Origin of the sequence: Kistimonas scapharcae, from assembly GCF_039540975.1 — a bacterium.
Lineage (GTDB): Bacteria > Pseudomonadota > Gammaproteobacteria > Pseudomonadales > Endozoicomonadaceae > Kistimonas > Kistimonas scapharcae.
This window is the reverse complement of the sequence record NZ_BAABFL010000110.1, coordinates 1-7,218: the sequence shown is the minus strand read 5'-3', so window position 1 is coordinate 7,218 and position 7,218 is coordinate 1. Positions and strand designations below refer to the sequence as shown.

Genomic DNA, 7,218 nt, shown 5'->3' with positions numbered 1-7,218 from the left:
CACGTCTCCTAACCCAAGGAAAACCAGTGTCGTAAGTTTAGACGGGAGAATGGCTTATGTTAGGTGGTAATCAGGTAAGTGTTAATACCTATCAGCGTTCGACTCTCACCTTGATAGGTATCAAAAATCCAGCAGCCTGATGCTCTATGATGGTGCGCCTAACGATTCAAGAGGGGCGCTCCGTGAGTATCAGGCTGGTCAACCGCGCAGAAAAAGAAACCTATACCTTCTTCGACAAGCGCGTTGTGCAGCCCGAGCCGGAACTCTATTACCGCAGCGATTTCTCAATTCTTTTTATTGAGAAAGGCGAAGGCGTCATCCAGGTCAACAGCCAGACCAGCGATTTCTCTGAACAGAATATCATCGTCATCGGCCCCTACATTCCCCATCGTGTTGTTTCCGCCACGGACTGCAGGATCACAGCCATTGTGTTCCGTATGAAAGCCATGGGGGAAGATTTCATCAACTGCTGCCAGCTTGCCCATGTTCGCTCGTTCCTGGAACGGAGCAGTTATGGCCTGAAATACACAGGCTCTACTTACAAGAAAGCCTTCCGGATTGCCGACCGCATTGAAAACACCTTCGGCTTCAGGGAGGTACTCAGCCTGTTTGAAATCCTGGATATTCTGTCGTTATCCGGCAATCACAAGATACTGACCACGGAACCGGTGTCTACCCCGATCATCGACAAGAACAAACAGCAGATTGATCGCATAAAGCATTACATTGAACAGCACTCACAGGATGTGATCTACGTGGAAGCGCTCGCCCAGCAGTTCAATATGGCGGAAAGCACATTTATACGTTTTTTTAAAAGTAATGCGGGCGTCTCATTCACCAAATACCTGAATCGGGTACGGATTGATAAAGCCTGCCACCTTCTAACTACCAGCAGCGACACCATAGCCAGCATCAGTGCTACTGTGGGGTACTCCAGCCTCTCCAACTTTAACCGACAGTTTCGCAGCATCATCGGGACAACGCCGCGGCAGTACCGTTGCTCGCTCTGTGCCTGACACTACATTCATGAGGAGCGGGGTGTGTTTTATACGATTGTTTCTTGTCGAAGAGCATGAATTTCTGCTTTTGTAGTCACTTTTTTTGCGGGTTGCCGCCCGCTCTGGGACAGTTCAGTTTGGTTATCACTACTATCTGCTTGTAGATCATCTTGTGGTTCTTCTTCAGAATGTGGCTTGTCGTCTTCAACAGCTTCCATCATAGAAGATGATAAAACCCCTCCATCTGCTTCCTTATTCATATCATAAGCACTCAACACTGATTCTTTACCTCGATCCTCTATTGAATGGGCACTCTCAACATCATGAGATTTTACTTTATTGTAATAAGATGCATGCTCACACTGCTGTGTTGTTCCACACTTACAAAGAAGACAAATACTTGATATGACCGCTACTGCAAACGCAGTGACACTAGTACCTATTTTTGCTCGATCTGTTATTTCAGGGTTTTCATTAACAATACCTGTAACAACACTGGCAGCAACCAAAAAACCTAATATAAAAACACCTTTTACGATAAGACAACATACTGCTTGTCTAGCCTCTCCTTCTTCGATACTCGATTCTTGCAGAGATGGCAGACTGGCGGCTCGAGAATCCATAGCTTCAGCATCTCTTTCACCAACTTGAGTCTTTGGGGTTTTATCAGAATCGATACCTGAGCAGGTAGCATTTACATTACTAATGCTATCTTTCTCTTCGTTACCACCTGTTTCACCAAGAAGTGGCTTACCTGCTTCTACAGAATTTCTTTGCAGTCCAAAATCCATAAAAAACCTCCAAAAACACTTGTTACCAATGAAAAAACAAAAGGAAAACCCACCTAAAACTCGGGATATTAGATTGATTTATTTCATAGCCTGCTTTGTTTAATACTGACTAACATTGATGACCTAAGTTCAAACTACCTCTCCTAACATGCCGATTTGTCACGAGCCATAACAATTCCCACAAATAAAAAACCTTGTAAACAATCGAAAAATAGGCATAAAAACAAAGAAAAATTGCATAAAAATATTGTGGTCATACAAAAACAGGCAGGTGTAACGTGCTTGCATGAACAATAAGCAGTCGAAGGATGGTCACCATGCATCAGCTGTTTGTCACTCTGACTGACATGATGCCGAACGATCAAGGTTGGGTCAGACCTGCCCTTACGCCTGCCGGCTCATCACTCCCCTCACTGATAACCAGAAAGTCCCTGTACGCATCATTCGGTACAACCCTGCACTCTGACCCTTATCAGGAGAACGCCTATGTTTACCGGCTCGTGGACGCTTGACTGGTTCTTTGTACTGGCCGCCATCCAGATCGGCCTGCCCATCATGCTGTGGATAAAACGTGAATCCACCGGCGTCAAGGGAATAGGAGAAGCCTGACCCAATACCCGTTTTACCGCGTGAATCACATCGATACAGACCTATCAAAACAACAGTGATCACGACGCTCCTCGGAAAATTCCAATAACTGATCCGGCTCAGTCTGGCGGCTGTCTATGGCTATGTATGCCTGTCCCGTCATGCGAGTCCCGGGAGGAGAGATCCTGTTATGTCTGAAATTAACTGGACGAACTGGCTGATTCTGATGGCATCGATCGTGGTGCTGATCGGCATGGGTTATTACACCAACAAGAAAATCGTACACGGCTCCGACGGCGAAGGCGGCTTCCTGCTGGCAGGGCGATCCCTGGGTCCCATCATTGGCGGCGGCACCATCGTCGCGACCGGTTTCAGCGGCTGGGGGTTCATGGGTTCTCCCGGCGCGGCCTATGCCTTCGGTACCACTGAACTGCTCGGTAATTTCTTTTTCGGCTTTTCGCTTGTGATCGGCGTACTGTTTTTTGCCCGGTTTCTCTATCGCCGTGGCGTCAAGATGGGCGCGCTGACCATTCCCGAATTTATCGCCAAAAACCATCCCGGCGATGAGCGTATGCAGCGGATTCTCCAGGGAACAGCGTCCGTGATTACGGCCGTATTGTTGAGCGTTTTTCTGGTTGGCCAGATCAAGGCGTTGGGTATGCTGGGCGGCAGCTGGCTGGGTATCCCGCTCGAATATGCCGCCGCACTGATGGTGCTGGTCATCGTGATTTACACCAGTATGGGCGGGCTCGCGGCGGTCGCCTGGACAGACACCTTCATGGTGATCTGCATGACCATCTCGGCCATCTACATCTGCTTCCAGATGTTCACCGATATCAGTCTGTTCGAGATGATCGACCAACTGCACGTCATTGATGCCAACCTGGTGAACCCGGCCACCGCCAATCCATACGGCAGCGCCCCTTTCCAGATCTTCTACCTGCTACCGTACACCATCCTTTTTGCCTGCGTGCTGCCTTACCAGTCCATTCGTCTGATGTCGTTTCGCCCGGATGTGAAGGCTCACCATGTCGCGATGGTCGTTGCGCCTATCGGCCTGCTGTTAAGCATGATCCCGTTCGTCGGCCTCTACATGCGCATCAAGTTCCCGAAACTGGCCGTGGCGGATGAAGCCATGCCCATGTACCTCAAGCACTTCATGCCTCCGATAGCCTCTGGCCTGATTACCCTGTTTATCCTGTTTGCGATGCAATCCACCGCTAACTCTGTGCTTCTGGTGGTGTCATCCTCGCTCTCCCATGACTTGCGCAAGGCCATCAAGCCCGAATCCAAAATCTCCGACAAACAAGCTGTTGCACTGAACCAGGCCGCTGTGGTCATCATCGGCCTGATTACCATGGCCATGATGCTATTTGCCCCACCATTCATGCTGAACATGATCGCCATCATGGGCACCGGTACCTTAATGGCGTCGTTTGTTGGCCCGGTGTTGGTCAGCGTGTTCTGGAAAGGCACCGCCAAGGGCGCACTGGCGGCCATTATCTCTGGATTCTGCATCAGCGCTGGCCTGCTGGTCTTCAGTGACCTGGGCTGGATTGAGCCGCCCATCTACGCCGCGGTCTGTTCCAGCATTATTTATGTCGTTGTCAGCCGTTTCACCCGGACGGATCCGGTAAGGAGCAAGTACACCGAAGGTACTGCGCACCACCACAACGCCAGACCGCTGGCGCATTAAACCCAGTTTCCGGACGGACAGTCCGTCCGGTGCGTTATTGATTGATGTATTGGAGTCGGCTTTATGAAGCTTCAGATTGAGGATATTCATGTTCATCAGCTGGCGTTCGGTTCTCCCGGACGGGTTGAAGATGGCACCGTTTACATTGACCGGGAGGCGGTACTGACGTTTATCCGGGAACTGGATACGCACATCACGGAAGTCCAACTGGATATCGCCCAACCCGGCGACAGCATCCGGATCATGCCGGTCAAGGATGTCATCGAGCCGCGGGTGAAGATGGATGGCAAGGGCGTGATGTTCCCCGGCATCCACGCGGATGAAAACGAGATGGTTGGCGAAGGCGTCACCCGGGTGCTGAAAGGCATGGCGGTCGTTACCACCGGCAAGGTGGTGGGCTTCCAGGAAGGCGTGATTGACATGAGCGGTACAGGCGCGGATTACACGCCGTTCTCCAAAACCCGGAATCTGGTCATCACCTGCGAAATGGATGATGCCTGCACCGCCCACGAGAAAGAGGCCATCCTGCGCAAGGTGGGCCTGGAAACAGCCCTGCTGGTCGGCAAGCTGGCACTGGAAGGTGTGCCGGATGAAGCGACCGTTTACGAGTGCAAGTCCCTCGCCGAGCAGGTGTTGGAACATCCAGAACTGCCACGAGTCGGCTACATCTATATGCTGCAAAGCCAGGGCCTGATGCACGACACCTATCTCTACGGTGTCGATGCCAAGAAGATCCTGCCCACCCTGCTCTCCCCCACAGAGGTAATGGATGGCGCGCTGATCAGCGGCAACTGTGTGGCGGCGTCCGACAAGGTCACCACCTACATGCACCAGAACAACCCGGTCATCCATCAGCTGCTAAAATACCACGGCACCCGCTACAACTTCGTGGGCGCCATTGTCACCAATGAAAACGTCACCCTGCAGGACAAGGAGCGCTCCTCCGCCTTCACCTGCAAGCTGGCGCGTCAGCTGGGACTGGAAGCCGTCATCATCACCGAGGAAGGCTACGGCAACCCGGATACCGACCTGGTGATGAACTGCAGTCGTCTGGAAGACGCCGGCATTGAAACCGTCCTGATCACTGACGAATTTGCCGGTCGTGATGGTGAAAGCCAGGCCCTGGCGGACGCCACTGACAAAGCCGACGCACTGGTTTCCTGCGGTAACGGTAACCCCACCGTGGTTCTGCCACCCATGGATACCATCCTCGGCCACCTGAACTGTGCGGATACTATCGTCGGCGGCTTCACCGGCAGCCTGCGTGAAGACGGCAGCATCTGCATGGAAATTCAGGGCATCATCGGCGCCACCAGTGCGGTGGGATTCCACAACCTGGCAGCCCGCGAAGGCTGATCGTTTCCGGAGAACATGCAATGAAAGTACTGCACTACATCAACCAGTTCTTCGGCCAGAAAGGCGGCGAAGAAATGGCCCATATCGGCATGGAGCTGGTCGAAGGGCCGGTGGGCCCCGGCGCCATGCTGGCCAACCTGCTCAAGGACAAGGCCGAGCTGACCCACACCGTTATCTGCGGGGATTCCTGGTTCAATGAAAACCCGGCGGTTGCCTGCCAGGGCATTACCGAGATTCTGGAACAGGTGAAGCCTGACCTGGTGATTGCCGGCCCTGCGTTCAACGCTGGCCGTTACGGCATGGCCTGCGGTGCTGTCGCAAAAACCGCGAAAGCACTGGGCATTCCCACTGTTACCGGCATGTACCCGGAAAACCCCGGCTTTGATGTCTTCAAGACCTCGGTCTACTGCGTGGAAACCGGCAACAGCGCCGCCGCTATGCGTACCGCCCTGCCCGCCATGGCGAAACTGGCGAAAAAGTATCTTGAAACCGGCGACTTCGGTTATCCGGAAGAAAGCGGTTATATGCCTCGTGGTGTGCGGGTGAACTACTTCGCCGAACGCAACGGCGCCGAGCGAGCTGTGGATATCCTGCTGGCCAAGCTGGAAAAAAGGCCTTTCACCAGCGAATTTGAGATGCCGGTTTACGACAAGGTAGCGCCACAACCACCCGTTGTTGATCTGACCAAAGCAACCATTGCAGTGATATCTTCCGGCGGCGTGATTCCGAAAGGCAATCCGGACCGGCTGGAATCCTCCAGTGCCTCAAAGTTCGGTACTTATGACATTGCCGGCCTGGAACGTCTGGATGCGGAGCATTGGGAATCCATCCACGGCGGTTATGACCCGGTCTACGCTAATGCAGACCCCAACCGTGTCACTCCACTGGATGTCATGCGAGATCTGGAACGGGAAGGCAAAATCGGCAAACTGTACGACAAGATCTTTGTCACCGTCGGTACCGGAACGCCGGTGTCCAACTCAGAAGGCTTCGGGCGGGATATCGCCATGCTACTGCAGAAGGCCGGGGTGACCGCCGCCATCCTGACGTCCACCTGAGGCACCTGTACGCGTTGCGGTGCAACGATCGTCAAGCAGATTGAGAAGGTCATGCCTGTCGTCCATATCGCGACAGTGACGCCGATATCCCAGACAGTAGGCGCCAACCGGATAGTCAAGGCCAAGGCCATTCCTCATCCTCTCGGTGACCCGACGCTGGCACCGGCGGATGAGAAAGCCATGCGCCGGAAGATGGTTGAGAAGGCGCTGGCTGCGCTGACAACGGAAATTACGGAACAAACATTGTTCTAATAAAAATTGCTCACCGTAGTACTTTGAACCAGTACGACGGTGAGTAACTCACTGTTTTGTTTGCTTAGTGGAAATACCCTAGACAGGTTGTTTGCCCTTATACAATCAAATCCGGTATATCTGCTTCATCTGAGCTTTCGTCTCCATACAAAACCTTTAAGCAAAATTCATCTGAGCCAGATTCATCGGAACTTGATTCATCGGAACTTGATTGATCACCCATATAACCAGGCTCTTCTTCTATATCAACCTGTACAGTGTGAGTCTGTAAGCCACTCGGACCTGGCCGTGGTGAAGATGATCCAGAACTGGCAGAATCCACCCTGTGCACAGTAATACCCTTCTGACTGAGAAGGATTCCCTTATTTCTCATACCCAGTCGTTCCTTTAAAGTATTACCTGAATCCGTGAGTTCTTGATTTACCTGGCAATCAATCGGGTCAATCTCTTAATTCCAGGTGACCGGGTTAATCAGATTT

7 protein-coding genes are annotated in these 7,218 nt (G+C 52.3%); 5 read left to right on the top strand and 2 right to left on the bottom strand.

All coding sequences use genetic code 11. From position 1 onward, the window contains the following. Positions 1–182 precede the first annotated feature (182 nt). Positions 183–1,016, top strand: coding sequence for a helix-turn-helix domain-containing protein (locus tag ABD892_RS06280; RefSeq protein ID WP_345194572.1), 834 nt, complete (start codon positions 183–185; stop codon positions 1,014–1,016). Between the two features lie 29 nt (positions 1,017–1,045). Here the strand turns inward: ABD892_RS06280 and ABD892_RS06275 are convergent, their stop codons facing one another. Then, the gene (locus tag ABD892_RS06275) at positions 1,046–1,789 is read right to left on the bottom strand and encodes a hypothetical protein (protein ID WP_345194571.1); all 744 of its coding nucleotides are present in this window, start codon (positions 1,787–1,789) and stop codon (positions 1,046–1,048) included. Between the two features lie 486 nt (positions 1,790–2,275). On the opposite strand from ABD892_RS06275, the gene ABD892_RS06270 reads away from it, so the two are divergent. The 4 genes from ABD892_RS06270 (at position 2,276) to ABD892_RS06255 (ending at position 6,739) form a co-directional block, all read left to right on the top strand. Next, entirely contained in the window at positions 2,276–2,398 is a 123-nt protein-coding gene (locus ABD892_RS06270; protein ID WP_345194569.1) for a hypothetical protein, read from the top strand. A 169-nt stretch (positions 2,399–2,567) separates the two neighbouring features. Then, positions 2,568–4,073 (top strand): sodium:solute symporter family protein, encoded by a 1,506-nt coding sequence (locus ABD892_RS06265; RefSeq protein WP_345194568.1) that lies wholly within the window; start codon positions 2,568–2,570, stop codon positions 4,071–4,073. A 63-nt stretch (positions 4,074–4,136) separates the two neighbouring features. Next, a complete protein-coding gene (locus ABD892_RS06260) occupies positions 4,137–5,429 on the top strand; it encodes a glycine/sarcosine/betaine reductase component B subunit (protein ID WP_345194567.1) in 1,293 nt (430 codons plus the stop codon). A 20-nt stretch (positions 5,430–5,449) separates the two neighbouring features. Then, entirely contained in the window at positions 5,450–6,739 is a 1,290-nt protein-coding gene (locus ABD892_RS06255) for a glycine/betaine/sarcosine/D-proline family reductase selenoprotein B (protein ID WP_345194566.1), read from the top strand. A 97-nt stretch (positions 6,740–6,836) separates the two neighbouring features. On the opposite strand, the gene ABD892_RS06250 is transcribed toward ABD892_RS06255, so the two are convergent. Next, positions 6,837–7,112, bottom strand: a complete 276-nt coding sequence (locus ABD892_RS06250) for a hypothetical protein (RefSeq protein WP_345194565.1) — start codon at positions 7,110–7,112, stop codon at positions 6,837–6,839. Positions 7,113–7,218 lie beyond the last annotated feature (106 nt).